At 68.3% G+C, this 21,163-nt stretch carries 23 protein-coding genes; 6 read left to right on the top strand and 17 right to left on the bottom strand.

The annotated features are described in order from the left end of the window. Nucleotides 1-12: 12 nt before the first annotated feature. Nucleotides 13-1,005: a LacI family DNA-binding transcriptional regulator gene (locus OO71_RS47335; RefSeq protein WP_051791514.1), complete on the bottom strand. Its 993-nt coding sequence runs from the start codon at nt 1,003-1,005 to the stop codon at nt 13-15. A 147-nt stretch (nt 1,006-1,152) separates the two neighbouring features. On the opposite strand from OO71_RS47335, the gene OO71_RS13380 reads away from it, so the two are divergent. Continuing rightward, nucleotides 1,153-1,953 carry a nitrilase-related carbon-nitrogen hydrolase gene (locus OO71_RS13380; RefSeq protein WP_211260511.1) on the top strand — a complete coding sequence of 267 codons (801 nt, stop codon included), beginning with the start codon at nt 1,153-1,155 and terminating at the stop codon, nt 1,951-1,953. A 2-nt stretch (nt 1,954-1,955) separates the two neighbouring features. Then, on the top strand, nt 1,956-3,452 hold the full coding sequence (locus OO71_RS13375) for a sodium:solute symporter family protein (protein ID WP_051791513.1): 1,497 nt from the start codon (nt 1,956-1,958) through the stop codon (nt 3,450-3,452). 1 nt (nt 3,453) lies between these two features. Here the strand turns inward: OO71_RS13375 and OO71_RS13370 are convergent, their stop codons facing one another. From OO71_RS13370 to purB, 5 genes are all read right to left on the bottom strand, one after another. Further along, nucleotides 3,454-4,194 (bottom strand): amino acid ABC transporter ATP-binding protein, encoded by a 741-nt coding sequence (locus OO71_RS13370; RefSeq protein WP_033290069.1) that lies wholly within the window; start codon nt 4,192-4,194, stop codon nt 3,454-3,456. Then, nucleotides 4,191-4,940, bottom strand: a complete 750-nt coding sequence (locus tag OO71_RS13365; protein WP_033290068.1) for an amino acid ABC transporter permease — start codon at nt 4,938-4,940, stop codon at nt 4,191-4,193. Before OO71_RS13365 ends, OO71_RS13370 begins: the two co-directional genes overlap by 4 nt. Before the next feature lie 4 nt (nt 4,941-4,944). Further along, nucleotides 4,945-5,706 (bottom strand): ABC transporter substrate-binding protein, encoded by a 762-nt coding sequence (locus tag OO71_RS13360; RefSeq protein WP_033290132.1) that lies wholly within the window; start codon nt 5,704-5,706, stop codon nt 4,945-4,947. 20 nt (nt 5,707-5,726) lie between these two features. Then, nucleotides 5,727-6,527, bottom strand: coding sequence for a substrate-binding periplasmic protein (locus OO71_RS13355; RefSeq protein WP_033290067.1), 801 nt, complete (start codon nt 6,525-6,527; stop codon nt 5,727-5,729). A gap of 68 nt (nt 6,528-6,595) precedes the next feature. Beyond that, nucleotides 6,596-8,023 (bottom strand): adenylosuccinate lyase, encoded by a 1,428-nt coding sequence (gene purB, locus OO71_RS13350; protein WP_033290066.1) that lies wholly within the window; start codon nt 8,021-8,023, stop codon nt 6,596-6,598. A gap of 65 nt (nt 8,024-8,088) precedes the next feature. Between purB and OO71_RS13345 the strand changes: the two genes are divergently transcribed. Next, complete coding sequence (locus OO71_RS13345) at nt 8,089-8,700, top strand: bifunctional 4-hydroxy-2-oxoglutarate aldolase/2-dehydro-3-deoxy-phosphogluconate aldolase (protein WP_033290065.1); 612 nt, start codon at nt 8,089-8,091, stop codon at nt 8,698-8,700. Then, entirely contained in the window at nt 8,701-9,684 is a 984-nt protein-coding gene (locus OO71_RS13340) for a lactonase family protein (protein WP_033290064.1), read from the top strand. Nucleotides 9,685-9,687: 3 nt separating this feature from the next. Here the strand turns inward: OO71_RS13340 and OO71_RS13335 are convergent, their stop codons facing one another. The 3 genes from OO71_RS13335 to OO71_RS13325 are packed head-to-tail and all read right to left on the bottom strand — an operon-like array spanning nt 9,688 to nt 11,518. Then, nucleotides 9,688-10,290 carry a TetR/AcrR family transcriptional regulator gene (locus OO71_RS13335; RefSeq protein WP_033290063.1) on the bottom strand — a complete coding sequence of 201 codons (603 nt, stop codon included), beginning with the start codon at nt 10,288-10,290 and terminating at the stop codon, nt 9,688-9,690. A gap of 36 nt (nt 10,291-10,326) precedes the next feature. Then, nucleotides 10,327-11,016, bottom strand: coding sequence for a hypothetical protein (locus OO71_RS13330; RefSeq protein WP_033290062.1), 690 nt, complete (start codon nt 11,014-11,016; stop codon nt 10,327-10,329). After that, on the bottom strand, nt 11,009-11,518 hold the full coding sequence (locus OO71_RS13325; RefSeq protein WP_033290061.1) for a SigE family RNA polymerase sigma factor: 510 nt from the start codon (nt 11,516-11,518) through the stop codon (nt 11,009-11,011). The genes OO71_RS13330 and OO71_RS13325 overlap by 8 nt, the downstream gene beginning before the upstream one ends. 128 nt (nt 11,519-11,646) lie before the next feature. Here OO71_RS13325 and OO71_RS13320 point away from each other — a divergent pair, with 128 nt between their 5' ends. Together OO71_RS13320 and OO71_RS13315 are read left to right on the top strand one after the other, a co-directional pair. Continuing rightward, a complete protein-coding gene (locus OO71_RS13320) occupies nt 11,647-12,669 on the top strand; it encodes a threonine aldolase family protein (protein WP_033290060.1) in 1,023 nt (340 codons plus the stop codon). A 70-nt stretch (nt 12,670-12,739) separates the two neighbouring features. Beyond that, the gene (locus OO71_RS13315; protein ID WP_425388673.1) at nt 12,740-13,267 is read left to right on the top strand and encodes an HAD family hydrolase; all 528 of its coding nucleotides are present in this window, start codon (nt 12,740-12,742) and stop codon (nt 13,265-13,267) included. Between the two features lie 125 nt (nt 13,268-13,392). Here OO71_RS13315 and OO71_RS13310 read toward each other — a convergent pair whose 3' ends face one another. From OO71_RS13310 to OO71_RS13270, 8 genes are all read right to left on the bottom strand, one after another. Beyond that, a complete protein-coding gene (locus tag OO71_RS13310) occupies nt 13,393-13,731 on the bottom strand; it encodes a beta/gamma crystallin domain-containing protein (protein WP_033290058.1) in 339 nt (112 codons plus the stop codon). A gap of 606 nt (nt 13,732-14,337) precedes the next feature. Continuing rightward, nucleotides 14,338-14,523, bottom strand: coding sequence for a hypothetical protein (locus OO71_RS13300; protein ID WP_033290056.1), 186 nt, complete (start codon nt 14,521-14,523; stop codon nt 14,338-14,340). A gap of 124 nt (nt 14,524-14,647) precedes the next feature. Then, the gene (locus OO71_RS13295) at nt 14,648-15,814 is read right to left on the bottom strand and encodes a pyridoxal phosphate-dependent aminotransferase (RefSeq protein ID WP_033290055.1); all 1,167 of its coding nucleotides are present in this window, start codon (nt 15,812-15,814) and stop codon (nt 14,648-14,650) included. A 692-nt stretch (nt 15,815-16,506) separates the two neighbouring features. Further along, entirely contained in the window at nt 16,507-17,619 is a 1,113-nt protein-coding gene (locus OO71_RS13290; RefSeq protein WP_033290054.1) for a transglycosylase SLT domain-containing protein, read from the bottom strand. A 28-nt stretch (nt 17,620-17,647) separates the two neighbouring features. Beyond that, the gene (locus OO71_RS13285) at nt 17,648-17,959 is read right to left on the bottom strand and encodes a hypothetical protein (protein WP_033290053.1); all 312 of its coding nucleotides are present in this window, start codon (nt 17,957-17,959) and stop codon (nt 17,648-17,650) included. Nucleotides 17,960-18,117: 158 nt separating this feature from the next. After that, nucleotides 18,118-18,876, bottom strand: a complete 759-nt coding sequence (locus OO71_RS13280) for an ESX secretion-associated protein EspG (RefSeq protein ID WP_033290052.1) — start codon at nt 18,874-18,876, stop codon at nt 18,118-18,120. Further along, nucleotides 18,873-20,576: a RodZ family helix-turn-helix domain-containing protein gene (locus OO71_RS52925; RefSeq protein ID WP_033290051.1), complete on the bottom strand. Its 1,704-nt coding sequence runs from the start codon at nt 20,574-20,576 to the stop codon at nt 18,873-18,875. Before OO71_RS52925 ends, OO71_RS13280 begins: the two co-directional genes overlap by 4 nt. 9 nt (nt 20,577-20,585) lie before the next feature. Further along, nucleotides 20,586-21,149: a DUF3558 family protein gene (locus tag OO71_RS13270; protein WP_033290131.1), complete on the bottom strand. Its 564-nt coding sequence runs from the start codon at nt 21,147-21,149 to the stop codon at nt 20,586-20,588. Nucleotides 21,150-21,163 lie beyond the last annotated feature (14 nt).

The following is a 21,163-nucleotide window of genomic DNA, read 5'->3' as shown; positions in this document are numbered from 1 at the left end:
GCGACAGAGGATCTACGGTTCGGAACGGGTTTGTGACAGCTGCTGCGGAGCGAGCACCCGCGCCGGATGCTGCTGCCGGACCGGACCCGAACCGTCCAGCACGAGCTTCAACGCACGGATGGCGTCGCGGCCGAAGGAATGGGCGCCGAGGTCCACCAGTACGTCGTGCGGGTAGTGCGCGTCCTCGAGGTACGAATCGACCAGGCAACCCGTTTTCAGCACCCGGCTTCCCTTGAGCTTGTGGACCAGCATGGCCTGCGCACGATCCGCGACGTCCTGCCAGGCAAAGAACAACCCGTCGGTTTCGGTCCGGTCGAGCGCGGTGTCGAGCACCTTTTCCAGCTCCACATTGGAGGCGTACGGCGAAAGCCGCAGCGTGAGCGGCTTGATACCGCGGTTTTCGCACCACTTCGTGTACCCGTCGACGATCAATTCACACCACGCGAACGGATCCCGCTTCAGCGGCGCGAACAGGACCGGACTCGCCGACCCGAGTGAGGCCAGCAGGTCGAACGCCCGCGTGGTGGTGGCCGCGTAATCGATCTCGACCAGACCGGCCGCCTTGGTCCGCGCGGCCATCAACCGCCCGGCCGACACGACCGGCACCGCCATCCCCAGAACGCCCTGGAGCACCGGGTCGTCCGGCAGCGCGTCGATGACCACGGCACCCGCGAGCTGCCCGTGCGCGCCGCCGGGCGGATGCGTCACCAGCGTCATGTCGAAGCCGTGCGCGGCCGCTTCCTCCAGCGCACCGAAGGTGAACGGCATGTAGAACGGCATGTTCCGGACGTCCGCGCCGATGTACAGGCCGATCGTCTCCGAAGCCTGCGTGCGCAGCTGCCGGGCCGACTTGTTGGGCCGATACCCCGAGGCGTCCGCCAGCTGCCGTACGCGCTCCCGGGTTGCCGGAGCCACCCGGCCGGTGCCCTTGAGGGCATCGGCGACCGTGGTCTTCGACAGGCCGAGCTCGCGCGCAATGTCGACGATCGTCTTCGCCGCGGTCACCTGCCGCCCACCTCTCCCGCCTCGTCCCGACCGGATCAACCATACCGAAATCCCTGGTCTTGACGGCGGCCGAAACCTCGTGGCACCCTTCCTGCCAGCGTGCCGGAACGTTCCGGCACCTACTCGGAGCAGCACCCGGAGCAGTTAGTGGAGCGTGACCTCCCGATGAAGATCGCGGTTTTGCAGGCGACCAGTGCGCCGGACGGGTTCGCGCGCAACGCGGCCCGGCTCGCCCACGCCGCCTGGTCGGCGAGCGCGCAGGGCGCCGACGTTCTGGTGACCCCGGAACTGTTCCTGTGCTCGTATTCCCCGCGCGAGGTCGCGGCTGTCGACGGCCAGGCGGCACGCGAGGTCGTCGAGCAGGCAGCGGCGGAGAACGGGATCTGGATTGCGGCGTCGACCGTGGAACACGACGCCGGAAAACGCTTCATCACCGGGTCGCTTTTCGGCCCGGACGGCAAGGAAACCACGCGTTACCGCAAACGGAACCTCTTCGGCCCGGACGAGCCTGCGGTGTTCGACCCGGGAGAGCAGGTTCCCGAAATCGTCGACGTCAACGGCTGGGCCACTGCCCTCGGGATCTGTTTCGACGTCGAATTCCCCGAGTTCGTCCGCGATCTCGCCCTCCGCGGTGCCGAGCTCCTGCTGGTACCCACTGCCGTTCCGCTGCGGCCACCGGTCGCCGGAGCGCCCCATCCCCTCGACACCACGATCGTCCCGCGCACCGTCATTCCGGCCAGGGCCTTCGAAAGCCAGCTCTACCTCGCCTACGCCAACCAAGCCGGCCCGGTCTTTTCCGGGTACAGCACACTCGCCGACCCGTTCGGCCGCCGCGTTGCCGCGGCCGGGGAAAACGAGGAACTGATCGCCGGCGAAATCTCCCGGCAGGTGCTGTCGGATGCCCGGGACGCAATCGGCTACCTCGCCGCCTACCCGAAACGGAACTGACCATGCAGATGTTCATCGGATACGCCGGAATCGGCTTGTTTCTGGTGCTGGTCACGCTCGTCATGGAGAAGACCAGGAAAACGGACGCCGATTTCAGCGAGTATTCCACCGCAGGCCGTTCGTTCGGCCCGTTCTACGGGACCATGGCCTACCTCAACACCTTCCTGCCGGGCACGGTGTTCATCTCCTTCGCCGGGCTCGCCGCCGCCTCCGGCCTGATCGGGTTCTACCTGGTGGCGTACTCCTTGCTCGGCATGTTCCTGATGTACGCGCTCGCCCCGCACGTACACACCTGGGGCCGGAAATACGATCTCCGCACCCAATCGGATCTGCTCCGGCTCCGATACCGGTCCAGGACCGTGCAAATCGTGTCCGCGGCAATCGGGACCATTGCGACCATCCCGTGGATCGTCCTGGGAATGCAATCACTCGCGCTCGTTTTCGAAACCCTTTCCTTCGGCGCGATCATTCCGCTCGGCGCCGTGCTGATCAGCGTTCTGTTCATTTGCATCCGCCAGATCTGGACCGTCCGCTTCGGCATGCGCGGAATCATCATCAGCGACCTGGTGCAAGGTATTTTCGCGTATTTCGTCGGCACCGTCGTCGCGGTCGGCCTGATCGTCTGGCTGATCACCAACGGCCACGGATTCGACCAGGTCCCGCCGTCGTTCTTCACCCTCCCCGGCGCGGGCAGCTCGCTCGGGCCGCTCTACGCGGTGTCCATCGTCCTCACCGGCGCGCTCGGCACCTGGTGCTGGCCGGACATCTTCATGCGGCTCTTCACCGCGAACAGCGCCCGCACCGTCCGCAAAACCGCAGTTCAGGCCGCCCCGCTCCTGCTGATCTTCGGTACCGCCGTGTTGCTGGTGGCGTTCTTGGCGGCAAGCATGCCCGAGGTCGCCGCTGCTCCGGACCGCGTGTGGTTCACCGTCGCGCAGGTCGGCGGCGTCGGTCTGCTCACCATCGTCGGTATCTGCGTTGTTGCCGCCACGATGGGCAACGTCGGGGCCAACCTGCAGGCCGCGGGAACGTTGGCCGCAAACGACATTGTCGGCGCGATTTCCGGAACGCGAGTCCACAGTGCCCGGACGGGAAAGATCGCCGTGGTTGCCGTAACCGCGATTTCGGGCTTCGCCGCACTGTTCACCGCGCACGTGACGTCCGGACTGCTTGCCCTCGCTCTCGTTTCATACCAAGGAATTGTGCAACTCGCGCCCACGCTGCTGCTCGGGATCTTCTGGAAGCGCGGCAATGCCGTGGGCGCGGTCGGCGGAATGATCAGCGGATTCACCACCGCCGCCGCGCTCCAGATCGCGTACCCGGTGTCGATTCCCTGGCTCGGCGGCCTGACCTCCGGGGTCGCTGCGCTCCTGGTGAACGTGCTGGTGTACGTCGGCTGCGCCTACGCAATCCAGCCGAAGCCGGAGCTGTCCAGCCACCTCGACGAGCTGTGGACCGCAGGCGCGGAAACGCACGAACCGGTCGAGGTACGGCAGTGAATCACAGCACCTGCGACAGGAATTGCTGCAACCGCGGGCTTTCCGGCGCGTCGAAGATCTTCTCCGGCGTTCCCTGCTCCACAATCCGCCCGGCATCCATGAACGCCACCTCGTCGGCGACACTCCGCGCGAAGCCCATCTCGTGGGTCACCACGATCAGCGTGAGACCCCGCGAAGCCAGCCCGGCCATCAGGTCCAGAATTCCCTTGACCAGTTCCGGGTCCAGCGCGCTGGTCGCCTCGTCGAAGAGCATCACCTCGGGTTCCATGGCCAGCGCCCGCGCGATCGCCACCCGTTGCTGCTGGCCACCCGAGAGCGCCGACGGCCGGTACGGCGCCTTGTCCGCCAAGCCGACCTCCGCCAGCCGCGTCCGCGCCACCTCGATGGCGTCCTCTTTGGACAGCCGGCGGACACTTCGCAGCGGCAGCACGATGTTGTCCAGCACCGTCCGATGGCCGAACAGGTTGAAGTGCTGAAAAACCATGCCCACGCGCTGGCGCAGCTCGTCCGGGTCGGCGGTGATCACGCTTTCGCCGTCGAGCAGCAGGTCACCCCGGTCCGGTTCCTGCAGCCGGTTCACGCAGCGCAGCAGGGTGGACTTACCCGAGCCGGACGGGCCGATGATGCACGTGGTCCGTCCGCTCGCCACCTTCAGGTCGACCCCGCGCAGCACTTCCAGCGTGCCGAAGCGGACGTGGATGTCGCGAAGCTCCACAGAGGACGATCGCACCGCGGCGGTCATCCCGCTACTCCTGCCGTCATTTCGTTGCTCTGCCCGGTTCCCGGCCGCACCTTGCCGCCGGTCTGCAGCCGCCGGTCGATGTAGTTGACCAGATGCGTGAGCGGAATCGTGATCACCAGGTACACCATTCCGGCCGCGACCAGCGGCGACAGGTTACCGGTGTTCGCCGCGAGGTCCTGCCCGATCCGGAACAGCTCGCGCTGCTCCGTCACGAACCCGAGGAAGTACACGAGCGTGGAATCCTTCACCAGCGCAATGAACTGGTTCACCAATGCAGGCAACACTCGCCGCACGCCCTGCGGGATCACGACCAGCAGCATCGCCTTGGCGTAGCTCATGCCGAGCGCGCGGCTCGCCTCCAGCTGTCCTTTGTCGACACTCTGGATCCCGGCCCGGAAAATCTCGCCGATGTACGCCGCGGCAATCAGGCTCAGCGCCGCGATCCCCAGCGGATACGGATTCGTGCCGACGAGCCCGCGCGCGAGCGTGCCGACCCCCTGCCCGATCACCAGAATGGTGAGAATTGCGGGCAGGCCACGGAAAATGTCCGTGTACACCCGGGCCGGCCAGCGCAGCCACCGTTTCGCCGACAGGCCCATCACCGCGACCACCATGCCGAGCACGGTGCCGATCAACGCCGACGACACGGCCAGGATCAACGTGTTGAGCAGGCCGGTCTTCAGCAGGTCGGGAAAGACCTGCCAGATGTACTCCCACTTGAGGAAGGTGTCGAAGAACTGGTCCATCGGGCTACTTGTTCGTGAAATCCGCCGGGACCGGAATGGCCGGTTCGAACTGCTGGTGCACCTTCTGCCAGGTACCGTCGGCAATGGCCTTCTTGATGCCGTCGTTCAGCTTGGCCAGCAAATCGCTGTTGCCCTTCTTCACCGCGTACCCGTGCGGAATGTTGGTGGTGATCGCCTTCGTGACCTTCAGCCCGGCATTCTTCTGCGCGTAGTCCTCCGCGGAGACCTGGTCGAACACCGCACCGGCGATGGCCGACGACTTGAGCGCGCTCAGCACCGCCGCGTCGTTCGGGAACCGCACGGCCTCCGCGGCCGGGGCGTTCGCCGCGAGCCAGGTATCCGACACCGTCCCCTGCACCACGCCGATCCGCTTGCCCGCCAAGGAGTTCTCGTCGGTGATCCCCGCCGACTCCTTCGCCTCGATGCCGAGCGACTGATAGTTGTACGGGTCGCTGAAGGCCACCGTCTTCTTGCGCTCGTCGGTCTGCGCGATCGCCGAGCTGCCGATGTCGAACCGGCCGCTGGCGACCTGCCCGAGCAGCGCCGAGAAGTCGGTGGATACGAATTCCAGCTTCAGCCCCTCTTTCGCTGCGATATCCTTCAGCAGCGCGTTGTCAAAGCCGGTGAATTCGCCGTTCTCCTGGTACGCGTTGGGCCGCGAATCGCTCAGGGTGCCCACGCGCAGGGTCTGCTCCCCGCCGCCACCGCAAGCGGTGAGCCCGGTGGCGAGGAGAGCTGCGACTGCGGTGACGATCAACTTCTTCATGCGCTCAGTCTGCCCGTTCTTCACGCGTTCGTCACCGGAAGGCCTGGACCACCTGGTTCGAGCTCCTTCGCGATCGGCGCCTGCTTGAAGAACTGCGCGTGCAGCCGGGCCGCGGTACCGTCGGCAATCGCCTTGGCCAGTCCGTCGTTGAGCTTCTTCAGCAGCTCCGGGTTCGACTTCGCGACCGCGTAGGCCGACGGCGTGTCCCGGTCCGCCACGGTGTACCCGAACTCGAGCGGAACCGCCGGATTCTGGTCGAAGTACTTCTGGCCGATGTCCTTCGGCACCACCCAGCCGTCGAGCGCACCGGTCTTCAGCTGCGCGAAACCTGCGTTGTAGTCGGGGAACCGGACGACCTGGGCCCCGGCGAGCTTGCCCGCGAACTCGTCCTGCACCGACCCCTGCACCACGCCGAGCCGCTTGCCCGCGACGGATTCCGGACCGGGCAGCGCGGCCCCCTTCTTGCTGACGATCGTGGTGTAGCTGGTGTCGTACCCGTTCGTGAAAGCGACGTTCTTCTTCCGCGCGCTGGTCGCGGAAATCGTCGAACTGCCGATGTCGAGCTGACCACCGGCGACCTTCGCGAGCAGACCGGAGAATTCGGTACCGACGAATTCGACCTGCAGGCCCTCGCGTTTGGCGATGTCGCGCAGCAGTTCGTTGTCATAGCCGGTGAACTGGCCGTTTTCGAGGTAAATGCTCGGCGGCGCGTCGGCGAGGGTGCCGACGCGCAACGTCTGCCCGGACGCGTCCGGCGAACCGCATGCGACGAGTCCCGCGGTGGCGGTGACAGCGAGCACGGCACTGAGGATCTTTCTCATCGGGCGAACGTTAGGGAGTTCGCCCGATCGAGTAATACCGTCTCAGTACGTGGGCGTCGTGCGGACGATCACAGGATCGGCTGCGGCGAATAGCCTGCGGCGTCCGGGAACCGCTTGAGCACGTCCTCCACGCGCCGCGCGACCTCCTCGACCTGACGCGGGGCCACGCCGGTGAACGAGATCCGGTCGGCGAGGAGTTCGTCGAGGTCAGCGCGGTCGAGGGGGAGCCGCTCGTCGGCCGCGAGCCGGTCGAGGAGGTCGTTCTCCGCCCCGCGCTCGCGCATCGCCAGCGCGACGCCGACGGCGTTCTCCTTGATCGCCTCGTGAGCGGTTTCACGTCCGACGCCACGGCGCACCGACGCCATCAGCACCTTCGTGGTCGCGAGGAACGGGAGATAGCGATCAAGCTCACGCTCGACCACGGCCGGGAACGCGCCGAATTCGCCGAGCACCGTGAGGAACGTCTCCAGCAGGCCGTCGAGCGCGAAGAACGCGTCCGGCAGCGCGACCCGGCGCACCACGGAATCCGAGACGTCGCCCTCGTTCCACTGGTCACCGGCCAGCTCGCCGATCATCGACAGGTACCCGCGCAGCACCACGGCGAGGCCGTTGACACGTTCGCAGGACCGGGTGTTCATCTTGTGCGGCATGGCCGACGAGCCGACCTGACCGGGTTTGAAGCCCTCGGTGACGAGCTCGTGCCCGGCCATCAGCCGGATCGTCTTGGCCAGGCTGGACGGCGCCGCGGCCAGCTGGACCACAGTGGACAGCACGTCGAAGTCGAGCGACCGCGGGTACACCTGGCCGACGCTCACGAACCGGCTGCCGAACCCGAGGTGCTCGGCGATGCGGGACTCCAGATCGTCCAAAGTGGACTCGTCGCCGAGCAGGTCGAGCATGTCCTGTGCGGTGCCGACCGGGCCCTTGATACCGCGCAACGGGTACCGCTCGATGAGGTTGTCCAGCCGCGCGAAGGCGACCAGCAGCTCGTCGGCCGCCGTGGCGAACCGCTTGCCGAGGGTGGTCGCCTGCGCGGCGACGTTGTGCGAACGCCCGGCCATCACCAGGTCGGAGTGCTCGACGGCGAGCGCGGCCAGCCGGGACAGCACGGCGGCGACTCGGCTGCGGACCAGCTCGAGCGAACGCAGCTGCTGCAGTTGTTCGACGTTCTCGGTGAGGTCCCGCGACGTCATACCCTTGTGCACGTGCTCGTGCCCGGCGAGCGCGTTGAACTCCTCGATCCGGGCCTTGACGTCGTGCCGCGTGACGCGCTCGCGGGCGGCAATCGATTCCAGGTCGACCTGTTCGATCACGCGCTCGTAATCGTCGACCACGCCGTCGGGCACCTCGACGCCCAACTCGGCCTGCGCCCGCAGCACGGCAAGCCACAGCCGCCGCTCGAGCACCACCTTGCGTTCGGGCGACCAGAGCGCCACCAGTTCGGGAGAGGCGTAGCGGGCGGCGAGCACGTTGGGGATGCTGGGCTTGAGCGTCACGCGGACACGATACCTGGTCGTCGCGCGGGCCCCCGCAGGTCAGAGCCGCTGCTAGCCTCCCCGGCATGGGCTACCGGTGGGATATCACGCGTGCAGCGGTACGGCAGGGCGTCGTCGGAATCGTACGGACGGCGGATGCCGTCTCAGCCGTCACTGCTGCCCGCGCGGTGCTCGACGCCGGGCTGCGCTCGGTCGAGATCCCCCTCACGAACTCGGGTGCGCTCGCCGCTATCGAGGAGCTCGCCGCCGCGTACCCGGACGCCACGATCGGCGCGGGCACGGTGCTCGACGAGTCGTCCGCAACCGCCGCAATCCGCGCCGGTGCGGAGTTTCTCGTGTCCCCGTCGCTGCACGCCGAGGTGTTGCGTACCGCTCATCGGTACGGCGTCGCGGCTTTCCCGGGGACCGGTTCGGTCACCGAGATCGTGCGCGCAATGGAGGAAGGTGCTGACGCGGTAAAGGTTTTCCCGGCTTCGGCGCTCGGACCGCAGTGGGTGCAGGAAGTCCGCGCGGCACTTCCGCAGGCGCCGCTCGTGCCGACGGGTGGAATCGCTCCCGAGGACGTGCCACGCTGGCTCGAAGCGGGCGCCGTCGCCTGCGGCATCGGGTCGGCGCTGACCCGGGGAACCACCGAGGACATCCGGGCCCGCGTGGCCGCGCTGGTGAGGGAGAGCTAGTTGAGCGACGTTGTGCTCGTCGGCTGCCGTACTGCCGAAACCGGCGGAAACGGCACCGGGATCTCGGTTTTCCGGCGGACCGGGACCGAGCTCACGTTCGACTCGACGTTGCCGATGGTCTCGCCGACCTGGCTGGTCCAGCACCCCAGCTTGCCGATGGTGTACGCGGCCAACGAAACGAGCCACGGCGAGATCACGTCCATTTCGGTCGCCGACGGCCTCACCGCACTGGACGTGGTGGACTCCGGCGGCGCTGACCCGTGCCACCTCTCGGTGCCCCCGAACGGCCGATTCCTGTTGTGCGGCAACTACTCCGGCGGCAGTCTCGCGGTGTTCGCCCTGCGCGCGGACGGCCGGATCGACGGGCAGACGGACCTGGTGCAGCACCAGGGGAGCGGCCCGCGACCCGCTCGCCAGGACAGCCCGCACGTGCACATGGCAATGTCGTCGGCGGACAGCTCGGTGGTGAGCGCCGTCGACCTGGGTACCGACGAAATCCGCAGCTACACGCTGTCCCCGGACGGGAAACTGACGCCATTGGCCGTCACGGCGCTGTCCCCGGGCACCGGACCGCGGCAGCTCGTACGTGGCAAGTCGGCGGCGTACGTGGTGGGGGAGCTGTCCGGCGAGCTGATCACGATGCGCGAGACGTCACCGGGCGCGTTCGAGCTGGTCGCGACGACGTCCGCGACGGCAGCCGGTGGCGAATCTCTGGTGGCGCACCTGGAAGTGCGGGAATCCGGCGTCTACCTGTCGAACCGCGGCCCGGATTGTGTGACGTCCTTCACCGGCTCTCCGCTGCAGGCGACGGCCGACCAGCCGTGCGGCACCTACCCATGGCATTTCGCCGTGGTGGACGGAATCTGCTACGTCGCCGCCATGCGCGACGACACGATCTCGGCGTTTCCCTTGGCAGAACTGGGAAATGCGAAGGTACAAAGCTTCCCGGCGGGCTCGCCGACCTGCGTACTCCCGCTCCGCTAGTCCTTATTGGACGGACCCGAGTGCGGTCTGCAGCATCCGCGCCGCGGCCGCGCGCGGAGCCGGGTCCACCGCGATCAGCGCGTTCACCACCGCACCGTCGACCAGCGCGACCAGCCGCTCCAGCTCGTCCTTCGTCACCGGCGTCCCGGAACGCGCGAAGATCTCCGTGAGCAGCTCGTCGAGCTGCTGTGACAACGTCCGCATCAGCGGGCGCAGATACGGCCGCCGACCCGTCGCGACCAGGCGTTCGTACCGCAGCAGGACAGCCTCGGCGTCGGCTTCCGGGTCGCCGCTCGGCGGGCCCAGCAGCAGGTCCAGCACCAAATCCACGGTCGCCTGCACGCCCCGGTTGCGCGTCGCCAGCTCCTCCAGCCTGCGGCGGCCGTTGACGAACTCCACTCGTCCGTGGTGTTCGACCGCCGCGGTGACCAGGTCTTCCAGCGAGTCGAAGTAATACGTGGTGGACGCAAGCGGCAGACCGGCCCGTTCGGCGACGGCCCGGTGCCGCACCGCGTCGAAACCGCCCGAGGCCAGCAGCTCGGCGGCGGCTTCGACGAGCGCCGCCCGTCGTCGCTCACCCTTCGGGGTCGTGGCTGCTGCCGTCATGGGCCGAATTGTGCCAGCCACCCCGTGGGCCGTCCGTCAGAACCGGGGGGCGAGGGTGGCCGCGAAGCGGTCCAGGTCGGTTGCATACGGTGCCGGGTGCCCGGTGGTTCCGGGCACGCTGACCAGTACGAGAGTCCCCCCGGTACCGGTTTCGCGACGCACCGTGACTGCCCCGGCGGGCTGGGCGGGAACGGCGACGGCACCCCGCGGGAACACGGCCGCGCCGATCATGCCGTCCGGAAGCGGGAACCCGGCGCCGCGCGCCCCTGGCGCGCAAACGCTGCCCGGGGACGCCTGCGCCGCGGTCAAGTGGCCTGGGAGCTCGCCAGCGAGGGCGGTGGCGAGCTCCCAGTCCACCTGTCCGCACCCGGAGGTGCCTTCGGCCCGGGGGCCGGTCCTCCCGTCCCCGCTGTCTCCCTGCCGAGACGGCTGAGCCGGGAAGTTCTCCCCATCAGTACCCAGAGGACGTCCGGCTGATGCACCGGGTTGCGCGGGTGCCGCGGCGGAATTCGCCATGGAATCGGACTTTTCCCCCGAGAGGCCCACAATCCCCCAGACGCCGAACCCGGCCAGCACGAGCACCGCCGCGGCGCCCGCGGTGACCCGGTTGCGCCGCCGCAGCGTCTCGCGCTTCGAGCGGCGGACGACGTCGTCCACCGAGAAGGTCGCGGGCGGCACCTCGCCGGGCGCGCCGGAGAACAACGTCTCGGCCTCGCGCTCATCCATTGGTCTCCACCTCCCGGTTCAGCACCTGACGCAGGTTCGCGAGCCCGCGCGCCGTCTGGCTCTTCACGTTCCCCTCGCTGCAGTTCAGCACCTGCGCCGCGGCGCCGACGTCCAGCCCGTCGAAGAACCGCAGCACCAGCACCGCCCGCTGCTTGGGCGGTACCTCCTTCAACGCCGCGAGCAGGTCTTCGCGGGTCGCGACGCGGTCGGCGAGCCCGGGTCCGTCGGCTACGGGTTCCGGCAGCACCTCGGTCTGCCGCTCGCGCCGCCACGGCCGGCGGGACTCGTCGATCACCGCACGCACCAGCGTCTTGCGCACGTACGCGTCGGTCGCCGCGCGGTCTCTGATCTTCTTCCACCTCCGGTGCAGTGCGACGAACGCCGTCTGGGCCAGGTCGTCGGCCTTGTGCCAATCGCCGCAGAGGAGGTACGCAGTCCGGCGCACGGCGTCCCGCTTCGCGGCGAAGTACTCCGCGAACTCCTGTTCGTCGCGCTGGTCCACACAGCTCCGCTCTGGCCATGTCCGCTCGGGGGACGGATCCGGGGGCGTCCACGGTTGCACGAGTCCCCGGATCCGTTCCACCCCCCGCCGCATTGATGCGGCGGGTACCAGTGTGATGTGATCGGACCGTGACCAGGACTGGACCGCAGATCGACTTCCGCTCCGACACCGTCACCCGTCCGGACGCGGTCATGCGGCGGGCCATGGCCGAGGCCGAGGTCGACGACAACGTCATCGGCACCGACCCCACGATCGCCGAGCTGGAACGCCGGGCCGCGCAGGTACTGGGCATGCCGGCCGCGCTGTGGACGCCGAGCGGCACGATGGCGAACCTGATCGCGCTCAGCGTGCACCTGCAGCGCGGCGACCGCTTCCTCGCCATGCGCGGTGCCCACGTGCTCAACAACGAGCTCGGTTCGGCCGCGTGGCTGGCCGGCGGGATGCCGGACATCCTCGACCACGACGCAGGTCCAGGGCGCTGCACGCCGGAAACGCTGGCCGCCGCAACCGGCACCAGCGGCCCGTACTACTCGCTGCGCACCACGTTGTTGTGCCTGGAGAACACGCACAATGCGGCGGGCGGAGCAGTCACGCCGCCCGACGAGCACGCGCAGCTGCTGTCGGTCGCGAAGCAGGCCGGGCTCACCGTGCACCTCGACGGCGCGCGGATCTGGCACGCGGCGGTCGCACTGCAGGTACCGCCCGCCGCGCTCACGGTCGGCGTCGATAGCGTGTCGGCGTGCTTCAGCAAAGGCCTCGGCGCGCCGGTCGGCTCGGTCGTCGCGGGCAGTGTGGAGTTCGTCGAGCGGGCTCGCCGGATGCGGCAGATGCTCGGCGGCGGGGTGCGGCAGGGCGGCGTGCTCGCGGCCGCCTGCCTCGTCGCGCTCGGCCGCGTGGACGAGCTCGCCGAATCGCACGAGTTCGCGAAACGCCTGGCCGGCGGGCTCGCCGAGCACGGCTGGGACGTCTCGGCGCCGGACACCAACATCGTGCTCGCCGGCGTCCCGGACATCCCGACCGCCCTGCACTGGCTGGGCTCACTCGGCATCCTGGCCGTGCCGATGGCGGGCAAGGTCCGGTTCGTCACCCACCGAGACCTGTCGTCCGCCGACATCGACGAAGCACTGCGCCGGATCAAGACCGGCGCCTGATTTGGGGGAAATGCTCGTGACCAACTGGATCGTGTTCGACTACGGCGAGGTGCTCAGCACCCGCAGCTCCATGACGCCGAAGCTGGCCGCCACCATGGGCGTCGAGCCGGAGACGTTCGAACCCGTGTACTGGGCCTTGCGGGACGCGTACGACCGCGGCGGCACCGACCTCGAGTACTGGACGTCGATCGGCGATCGGGTGGGCGCGGAGGTCGACGAGGCGATGTCGGCAGAGCTGACCGCGCTCGACGTCGCCGGCTGGAGCCAGCTCGCCCCCGGGTCGCTCGACCTGCTGGAATCGCTGGCCGAAGCCGGGGTAGCGCTCGCGCTGCTGTCGAACGCACCCGCAGCGTTCGGCGCCTGGGTACGCGAGCAGGAGTGGGCGAAGCTGTTCCGCCACACGCTGTTCTCCGGTGACCTGAAGGTCGCAAAGCCGGACGCGACGATCTACCAGCTGCTGTTGAAGACCCTCAGCGCGGAACCGGGCGACTGCCTGTTCTTCGACGACCGCGAGTCCAATGTGGTGGCTGCGCGAGCAGCCGGGATCCGCGCGCACGTATGGGATGGCACCGAAGCTGCCCGAGCCGCGTTGGGCTGACCGGGGCAGCAGGCTCTTCCTGCTGCCCCGGCGCCTTCGGGTGCGCAAACCTGACCGGATCGTGGTTCACGATGCCGAGCAGAACCCGGCTCTCCCGCGTGGATTTCCGCCTGGCGAGCCCCGGGTCAAACGATCTCGATCCAGTCCATGTTCACGGTTTTAGGAAACTTCTTGTCCGTCCATTTCGGATAAGTGATCAAGGCACCGTTGTGGTCTCGGTACCTGATGTTGTTGTTTCCGGTGTGAATTTCCTTTACCCACCTGTTGATATTGGTCCGTCCACCGTTCGCATAGCACGCCCAGCTGGCGCCCTTACCACTGTCATACTCGTACACCAGGTGGAGGTACTCCTTGCTATTGCACTGCACCCAATCAATAGCGGAGGCGTTCCCCATCGGAACGGCGAGGGTGAAAGCCAGCGCCGCCCCCGTTGCCGCTGCGAGTGTCTTGCCCTTCGAAAACATCGATCTCCCCGGTGAGTTCCCCACGAAATGGTGCGTGGTCGGATTCTTGCCAACTGCCAGTCGACACTACTACTCCGATCCCGCCCAGCCATAGGGCACTTGAGTGCAGCAACTCAGGGTACTCAGGTGCAAAACATCCTTCCCCGAAAAGCCTTTCGGGTAATTGTTCGGTGCTTGTGGCCGTGCTGTCAGCGCAAGATTCAACCCGAAAGTTTTTCTCATTTCGACCCGGGAAACCTTTCCGGGCTGAGCTCATTCGGTGTCGCGATGCTCACGAAATGGTGGCGAGTCCGTACTCCGGTGAAGTCTTCTCGCATTGTCGCCGGTTTGCACATCGCAGAAACCAGCGAAGCACCCGAGCAGATCCGGGCCGACGTTCGGGTTGACCGTCGTTCGTCCGGCGGCGTGGACGCCGCTTTCGGACGCGTCGGATTCAACGGCTTCCGGTAACAGCGCCGGAATGCTGCTGCCTTCTAGACCCGGTGGGACATGCCGATTCGCCGTGCGCGCCCGTTGGGACAGCCGACCTGATCCGAGTGCGCCGTGGCGCTGAGCTGCGACGGCTCCTGGGTTGCAGGAGCCGTCGCCAGGTCGTCCCCAGCTGCGTCAGCGGGAAATCCGCTTGGACGCCTTCTTCCCGGTGATCGCGCCGTACGCCGCCGTGCCGAGGAACAGCACGCCGCCGATGATGCCGATCCACAGCACGGCCTTGAACACGAAGCCGATCACCGAGCCGAGCACCATGAAGGCGATCCAGGCCACGATGAGCGCTCCGACGATCTTCCAGAACATGGCTCCTCCGATGCCGTTCCCGCGCCACGTCGGCCCGGTGCCCTCCAGCGTGCCATCCGCGGCGCGGAAACTCTCTCCATCCGGCCAACGTTCAGGGGTATCTCCGGGTTCCCCTGACCGGCTTTCACCCGAGCCAGGCCCCCAATCGGCGGACGCCCTCGGTCACGTCCTCGGTGGCACCGGCGAAGGAAAACCGCACGTAGCGGCCACCGTCGACCGGGTCGAAGTCGATGCCGGGGGTGATTGCGAGGCCGGTGTCGGCGAGGAGGCGCTGGCACCAGCCGAGGCTGTCGGTGGTGTGGTCGGAGACGTCGGCGTAGGCGTAGAAGGCGCCGTCGGCGGGGGCGAGCTTGTCGAGGCCGATGTCGCGCAGGCCGGTGAACAGCAGGTCACGGTTGCGCCGGTAGTGCTCGACGTGCGCGTCGGCCTCGGCGTACGACTCCGGCGTGAACGCCGCGACCGCCGCGTACTGCGACAACGCGGGCGGGCAGATGGTGAAGTTGCCGGTGAGGACGTCGACGGAGCGATGCAGCCGCTGCGGGACGATCATCCAGCCGAGCCGCCAGCCGGTCATCGCGAAGTATTTGGAGAACGACCCGAGCACGAGCGCCTCGCGGCTGTATTGCCACGCACACTCGAGGGGTTTGCCGTAGGAGATGCCGTGGTAGATCTCGTCGCTGATGAGCTGCACCCCGCGCGACGCACACCAGCCGGCGATCGCCGCCAGCTCACCCGGCGGCAGCACGGTCCCGGTGGGGTTGGACGGGCTCGCGACGATGAGCCCGTCGAGCGGCCCGAGCCGGTCGAGCTGGTCGACGGTCGGCTGGAAATTGGTCTCGACGGTGGTGGCGAACTCGACGACCTCGCAGCCGAGCACCTTCAGCAGGTTCCGGTACGCGGGATAGCCCGGCCGGGCCATCGCAACGCGCGCCCCGGGGTCGAACGCGCTGAGAAAGGACAGCAGAAAGCCCCCGGAAGACCCAGTGGTGAGCACAACGTCCTGCGCAGCGACCTCAAGGCCATAGGTACGCAGATAATGCCCGGCGACGGCCTCCCGCAGCTCAGGAATGCCGAGCTGCTCGGTGTAACCGAGGGTATGCCGGTCGACCGCCTCGCGCGCCGCACGGAGAACAGCCTTGGGCGCCCCCGCCGACGGCTGCCCAGCAGCAAGCGACACAAGGTCCCCATGACTACGCTGCCGAGCCTGCGCGGCAGACAACACGTCCATCACGTGAAAAGGAGGCACGCCGGCCCGCAGAGCAGGCCCGCCGAAAGCACCGATGTCGACCATGCGGCCAGGCTAACGGGCACCCCCGCCACCTGGCGGACGTCTGTGGCCCGCACTACGTCCGGCGATCATGACATCACAGCCCGCGGTCCCACTCCACGGTCGACCCACCGCGCCGCGGCGCCGGGCCGTTCCCCGGCCGGGCCGCTCCCCTTGCCGGGCCGTTCCCCGGCCGGGCCGTTCCCCGGCCGGGCCGCTCTCCGGCCGGGCCGCTCTCCGGCCGGGCCGCTCTCCGGCCAGGCCGCTCTCCGGCCAGGCCGCTCTCCGGCCAGGCCGCTCCCTTGCCGGGCATGGCCGGTACCTCGCCGCTCGCAGGCCGGGCCACTCCCGACCTCGCCGGTACCTCGCCGCTCCCTGCCGGGTCGCTCGTGGCCTCGCTGATCCCCTCCGGGCCGCTCGCTGGTCTAGCCGGTACCTACAATCCCGCGCCCGCGCATGACCCGCGCTGTCGTCGGCGCCACCGTCCGCGACCTCACGCGCTCGTCACACCCTTCGATCCGCGCCGCCTTCGGCCGCCACCACCCTCAGCCGCCCTGCGACTCCGCAATCCCGGCCCACACCGGACCCCAGCGACCCACCACGCGAGCACCCAGGTCCGGCACCGCCCTCGACCACCGCGGTCCACGCCCCGCCAACCCCGGCCCGCCTCGACCCCGTGATCCCGGCCCGCCAATCGCCAGCCTCCGCCGCATCAATCAATACCCGCGATAAGCGCCCCCATGGGCCATCGCCTGAATCCCCGGCACATTCCCGACCGAACCGTACCGATCGATCGAATACTGAACCCCGGCGATGATGTTGTCCACCGGGTTGTAGATGTTGTCGTGGCCAGGCAGCTTGTGCGCCTGGAACGTGGAGTCAATACACTGCATCAACCCCTTGGACGGATGCCCGGCAGCAGCATTCGAATCCCAGTTATTTATCGCATTCGGGTTCCCACCGGACTCATGCTGGATGATTGCCCAGATGTTCTGGATGTCCGCTTCCGTGACGTTGACCCCGGCGGCCTGCAGTGCCTTGATCGCTTCCTGGATCCACTGCTGCACATTCCCCGGGGGAGGCGACGACGGCGGCCCACCGCTCGGGCCCAACCCGCCCCCTCCTCCTCCGCCACCGCCGCCACCGCCGTGGCTCGTGTGCACCCCGCCCGTGCTGTGGGGCACCTTGCCGTTGCTGCCCGGCAGGGGGACCTTGTCGTAGCCGCCGTCGATTTGCTGTTTCATCAGCGTCTGCGACTGCGAGATCATCCCGTTTGCCTGGTCGAGCAGGGTCTGCACCTGGCCGTCCCACTCGGTGGTGATGCCGTTGATGTCTTCCTTGGCTTTCGCCTTGATCTGGTCGGCATTCGGGTTCGGGCCGGGTTTTTTCTGCTCCGCGGCGGTTTTCGCCGCGGCATTGGCCTGGTCCATTGCCGTTTGCGCGTCCTGGTTGCGCTTGTTGACCGCGCCCTCGGCACCGGTGAGCTTGTCGTGGACCTTCGTCTTGACCTCGCTCAGGTTCTTCGCCAGCGTGCTCAGATCGTTGGCGACGTCGCCGAGGTGCGCCTCCACCTTCGCCCCGGCACTGCGTACCGAACGCACGTAATCGAAGAACGAATCGGCCGCCGGACCTGACCACACGCTGCTGTCGAGCGCCTTGGTGGTGTTGTCGAGCGCCTGCGAATGGTCACCGGCATCCGTTGCGGCGCCGCGGAATTGGTCGGCTGCCTTCGTGATGGCGTCGACGTTCAGCTTCGCGACCTTGTCGACCTTGTCCGTGAACGCCTTCCAGTTGTCCGGCGTTCCGGCACCGTTCGCGGTCAGTGCCACGTGCTCGCTCCCCCTGTCGTCCCGCCGGTCACTTGTCCTCGTGGACCGTGATGTCGCTCTTCGCGACCTGGTCCATTTCCGTCATCAGGCCCGCCGCCCGGCGCATGGCGACGGCGAGCGCGTCCATGTGCTGCCCGGCGGCGTCGAACTGGCTGTGCACGCCTTTCTTGAACTCGCCGACCGCACTGTGCGCGTCCTCGGCGCCGTCCATTCCGCCGAACGGGCTCTCGCGCTCGTGGTCCATACCGGTGAGCTTGTCCTTCGACTTCCGGAACTCGTCTTTCAGCTTCTCCACCTGACGCGCCGCAATGGCCATCGAATCAGCGTCGTAGACAGGCACCGTCGGTCATCCCCTTCACGAAAAGTATCGTCCCGGCAAGTCAGACGCCGCCGCGAGCCCGCCGGTTCCCGTGATCACTGTAAAGCCCCGATCGGGGGACAGCGGAAAGTTCCACCCGGGCGCGAAGCGAAATGCCGAAAAGTCCGAAAAGCGCATTTTCACAGCGTCGACTGGAGTTCCCGTACCCGTTCCGCGAGCACCGCATTGTCCGCCGGGCTCACCGTCGCCCAGGTGCGGCCGTCGGAATCGTCGGTGAGCTGGAAGAGGTACCGGCCCGAATCGGTGTCGTAGAAAGCCGCGACATGCGGCGATCGGCGGACCGTCCCGTCCCGCAGCACGCGCTCCGCGCAGAACTGGCCGCGCGCCTCCTGCCCCACCAGCATGCCCGCCAGTTCCTGCGCCTCCCACAGGTCCAGCCCACGGTCTTCCAACGCGGTGACCAGCGCTTTCGGCTCGCCGTGAGCGACGGAATCGGCCGCGACGAGACTGTCGTGCGGCACCGAGATCGACTGTCCGACCCCCGCCCCGAGCACCCCCGCCACCGGCACCACGGCGTCCGCCAGGGCACCCGAATCAGCGGGGATCAACCACACCTCACCCCGGTCGATCACCCCGAGCACAGCCTGGCTGCCCCGGCTCACCGCTCGGCCGTGGATCTCCCGGTCAGCCCACACCCACACGTCCACCGCCTCGCTCGGACGCGCCAGCAAATGCAGCTGGTCCAGCAGAACACCGGACGGCCGCCGACCCCGCGCCAGCCGACGCGCAGCCAGCGACTCCCACGCCGTCTCGATCAGCTCCGCCCGTTCGGAATGCGTTCTCCCTGGCGACGGAACCGCAAGCGCAGACGGACGACGGCCCAGCTCCAGCGATTCCCACAGCACGTCGAATTCGAGCGCACTCAGTACCAGGTTCACGGCCGGCGCACGTCTCCGTCGCCGATCACGTCGCGCGAAACCATGCGCTCGTCGGTGAACAGGTCCTTGTCGTCGACGCCGAAGCGGCGTACGTGCTCCTCGTCCTCCTGCTCCTGCGTCGCGGCCGGGCTGAGGAATTTCGCGTCATCCTCGGCTGGTTTCGGCGCGATCTGCTCGGTCTTGCGCAGCGCGATCGCCTCCTCCTCGGGCAAGTCTTCGACCGGCAACGGCCGCGCTGGACCCTTCGTCGGGGGACCGCCGAACCCGCGCCCCTGCCGATCTCGGTCACCGGCCAGCGTTCCACCTGCAGCTGCACCGAGCGCGGCGGCACCGGCCCCGATCTCGCCCGGCGATGCCCCGGCGCTTCGCGGTACCGCAGCGCCACCGGGTTCCGCAACGGGGATCGGCGGGGATTGTGGTGCACTGCCGACCAATCGGCCACGCTGCAACGCCGGATCCCCGCTGCCGGCAGGGTTCCCTACCGAACCTCCGCTTCCGGCGTAGCTACCGCTTCCCGGACCACTGCCGACCCCGGAACGCCCGGAACCGCTTGCGCCACCAAGACTTTCGGCGCGACCGAGCCCACCGTCGGCCCCGGTCCCCCGCGGACCGCCCGGAAGGAAACTGCCGGTCTCCCCGCCCCGCCATCCCGCACCACCAGGCACCCGCGAACTCCCGTGCCCACCGGAACTTCCCGAACCACCGGAATTCCCGGTCCCACCAACACTTCCCGGCCCACCAACACCCCCAGGCCCACCAGCACTCCCAGGCCGACCAGCATTCCCAGGCCGACCAGCATTCCCCGGCCCACCAACACTTCCGGGCACCCCAGAGCCCCCAGGCACCCCAGCCCGTCCCGCCCCGCCAGCACCCGGAACCCCACTGGAACCACGAGTCACCCCAGCCCCGTCCGCCCGCGGCACCGGCGCCGAATACCCAGCCGTCACCACCGGATTGGGCCGCGGCGTCCCGTGCGCAGGCGTCGGCGGATCGGCCACCCGGCTCACCGGCTGCGGGTCTACGTACTGCGACTGCACCGAAGCCACCGCAGGCCGGACCTGACCATCCGGCGTCACATCGACCGCGGAAGCCGCCCGATCGACCGGACTCGGCCCGTCACCAGGTTGCGTCATGGTGAGCGCATGCGGCTGGCTCAACGTCTCCGTGGACAGCAGGTTTTCGCCGCTCTGCTGGGCATACCCGTTCAACGCCTCGAGCGCCTGCCCACGCGCGTTCTCCGCAGCGTGCACCTGCGCCGCGTGATCGGTTTCGAAGCCGACGAAGCTGAGTAGAGTGTCGCCGAGCGTGAGGCCACCCGCGCCCTTGCGCACGGCGGCCGCGTCGGGCAGCTTGAACTTGGTCCGGTTGAACGCTTCCCCTTGCGCGAACAGCATTTCCGCGGTGTGCGCGACCTTCCGCATCGCGTCGTGCGAGAACCCCGCCTGGTCGGAGAACACCTGCCCGGCCTGGCCGCCCGCCTCGCTCCGCCATTCGACGCCGAGCTTCGACAGCTGTTCGCGCAGCGTGTGATCAGTACCGGCGAGCGCGGTCGCGACGGCCTTCAACGCCTCGACCGCGGTACCGATGCTGCCGATTCCGTCGCCGGTGCCGAACTTCTCGATCTCGTCGGCGATGGCGGTGTCGGTCCAGCCGTCGAAACGGTGGTCGCGGATCCTGCCCGCGAGGTCGGAGATCTCCACGCGCCCTCCCTAGGTCCGGTTCTTCAGGCCCTGCACGGCCAGGCTCGCGGCCTGGGTGGCGAACCCGCACAACTGCGGCTGGCTGAACGCTCCGGCCGTGACCGCAAACGCTTGCGCCGCCATGGTCTGTCCTGGTGCGACACCGACGAGCACCTCACAGTCGGCGGGGGTGCCTGCCGCGCGGTAGTTCGTGAGCGCCGGGTAGCCCTCGACGCTCACGGGCGCCGTGGTCATGCTGTTCTTGCGCCGCTTGCCGGTGAGCCACTCCTGCACGTCCGCGCCGACGACGCGCAGGTGCAGCGCGTGGAACGGCTCGGCGCGGTTGGAGTCGAACACACAGGTGGGCCCGTCCTGCGGATCCGCGGCCGGGCGCGGCACGCTCGTGATCTTCAGCTGGTCGAGCTGCGCTTGGCCCAGCAACGTGCACGGGTCGGTACCGGCGATCGGCAGGTCCGAAGGCCGAGGCGGCAATGCAGCCGCTTTCGCCTGCTGCGACAGGGAACTCACCGCGGTCTGTACGGGGTACGCGGTGCCTGGGTCGCCCGAAGAGCAGCCTGCGACCCCTAGCGCCACCGCGAGCGCGAGGA

It is taken from the genome of Amycolatopsis jejuensis, from assembly GCF_000717335.1.
GTDB lineage: Bacteria > Actinomycetota > Actinomycetes > Mycobacteriales > Pseudonocardiaceae > Amycolatopsis > Amycolatopsis jejuensis.
This window is presented reverse-complemented; position numbering and strand designations above follow the sequence as displayed.

What these genes read in the sequence shown, in the direction of transcription:
- OO71_RS13375 (WP_051791513.1), top strand. Translation starts at nt 1,956, where the DNA reads ATGCAGATGTTCATCGGATACGCCGGAATCGGCTTGTTTCTGGTGCTG.
- OO71_RS13365 (WP_033290068.1), bottom strand. Translation starts at nt 4,940, where the DNA reads ATGGACCAGTTCTTCGACACCTTCCTCAAGTGGGAGTACATCTGGCAG.
- OO71_RS13360 (WP_033290132.1), bottom strand. Translation starts at nt 5,706, where the DNA reads ATGAAGAAGTTGATCGTCACCGCAGTCGCAGCTCTCCTCGCCACCGGG.
- OO71_RS13370 (WP_033290069.1), bottom strand. Translation starts at nt 4,194, where the DNA reads ATGACCGCCGCGGTGCGATCGTCCTCTGTGGAGCTTCGCGACATCCAC.
- OO71_RS13315 (WP_425388673.1), top strand. Translation starts at nt 12,740, where the DNA reads ATGACGCCGAAGCTGGCCGCCACCATGGGCGTCGAGCCGGAGACGTTC.
- OO71_RS13310 (WP_033290058.1), bottom strand. Translation starts at nt 13,731, where the DNA reads ATGTTTTCGAAGGGCAAGACACTCGCAGCGGCAACGGGGGCGGCGCTG.
- OO71_RS13295 (WP_033290055.1), bottom strand. Translation starts at nt 15,814, where the DNA reads ATGGTCGACATCGGTGCTTTCGGCGGGCCTGCTCTGCGGGCCGGCGTG.
- OO71_RS13355 (WP_033290067.1), bottom strand. Translation starts at nt 6,527, where the DNA reads ATGAGAAAGATCCTCAGTGCCGTGCTCGCTGTCACCGCCACCGCGGGA.
- OO71_RS13335 (WP_033290063.1), bottom strand. Translation starts at nt 10,290, where the DNA reads ATGACGGCAGCAGCCACGACCCCGAAGGGTGAGCGACGACGGGCGGCG.
- OO71_RS13330 (WP_033290062.1), bottom strand. Translation starts at nt 11,016, where the DNA reads ATGGATGAGCGCGAGGCCGAGACGTTGTTCTCCGGCGCGCCCGGCGAG.
- OO71_RS13300 (WP_033290056.1), bottom strand. Translation starts at nt 14,523, where the DNA reads ATGTTCTGGAAGATCGTCGGAGCGCTCATCGTGGCCTGGATCGCCTTC.
- OO71_RS13345 (WP_033290065.1), top strand. Translation starts at nt 8,089, where the DNA reads ATGGGCTACCGGTGGGATATCACGCGTGCAGCGGTACGGCAGGGCGTC.